1 protein-coding gene is annotated in these 1,001 nt (G+C 69.2%); it reads left to right on the top strand.

Going from position 1 to position 1,001, the window contains the following annotated elements:
- Positions 1 to 149: 149 nt before the first annotated feature.
- The coding region (locus FNH08_RS50490; RefSeq protein ID WP_228034885.1) for a slipin family protein at positions 150 to 1,001 on the top strand (852 nt) is incomplete at its 3' end.

Here is a 1,001-nt window from a genome sequence, read left to right as displayed (position 1 = left end):
AGGGCTCCCCCTTGTCCGGGTGCCGGAGTTACCTTCGAAGGACACGTGGAGTGCGCGCACGTACTCCGAAGCGTTCCTGGACACAGGCACTCCGGCGCACGGCCGCCCGTACTCCGCTCACACTCCGACTTCGGACCCTGGGGGCCGACATGGTCGAGGAGCTGGTTCTCGCGGGGGCGTCCCTCGCGTCCGTCGGCGCGGTGTACGTGATGTCGGCGGCCCGGGTGGTGAAACAGTACGAGCGAGGGGTGGTGTTCCGGCTCGGGCGGCTGCGCCCGACCGTGCGGGGCCCGGGGTTCACGATGATCGTGCCCCTCGTCGACCGGCTGCAGAAGGTCAACATGCAGATCGTGACGCTGCCGGTGCCCGCGCAGGAGGGGATCACGCGGGACAACGTGACGGTGCGGGTGGACGCCGTCGTCTACTTCAGGGTGACCGCGCCGGCCGAGGCGATCGTCCGTGTCGAGGACTACCGGTTCGCCGTCTCGCAGATGGCGCAGACCTCGCTCAGGTCCATCATCGGCAAGAGCGAGCTGGACGATCTGCTTTCCAACCGCGAGAAGCTCAACCAGGGGCTGGAGTTGATGATCGACAGCCCGGCCGTCGAGTGGGGCGTCACCATCGACCGCGTCGAGATCAAGGACGTCTCGCTGCCCGAGACCATGAAGCGTTCCATGGCCCGGCAGGCCGAGGCCGACCGCGAGCGGCGGGCCCGCGTCATCAACGCCGACGCCGAGTTGCAGGCGTCGAAGAAGCTCGCCGAGGCCGCCCAGCAGATGGAGGACACCCCCTCCGCGCTCCAACTGCGGCTTCTCCAGACCGTGGTGGCGGTCGCGGCCGAGAAGAACTCCACGCTCGTTCTGCCCTTCCCGGTGGAGCTGCTGCGGTTCCTGGAGCGGGCTCAGGGGGTGCCTCAGGCGACTCAAGGGGTGCCCCAGGGGGTGGCTCAGGTGCCTCAGGGGGTGCCTCAGGTGAGTCCGGCGGTGGGGGCGGCTGTGGGG

The organism is Streptomyces spongiae, assembly GCF_009377185.1.
GTDB lineage: Bacteria > Actinomycetota > Actinomycetes > Streptomycetales > Streptomycetaceae > Streptomyces > Streptomyces spongiae.
Note: the sequence above shows the minus strand (reverse complement) of the source record. Positions and strands in the feature narration are given on the sequence as shown.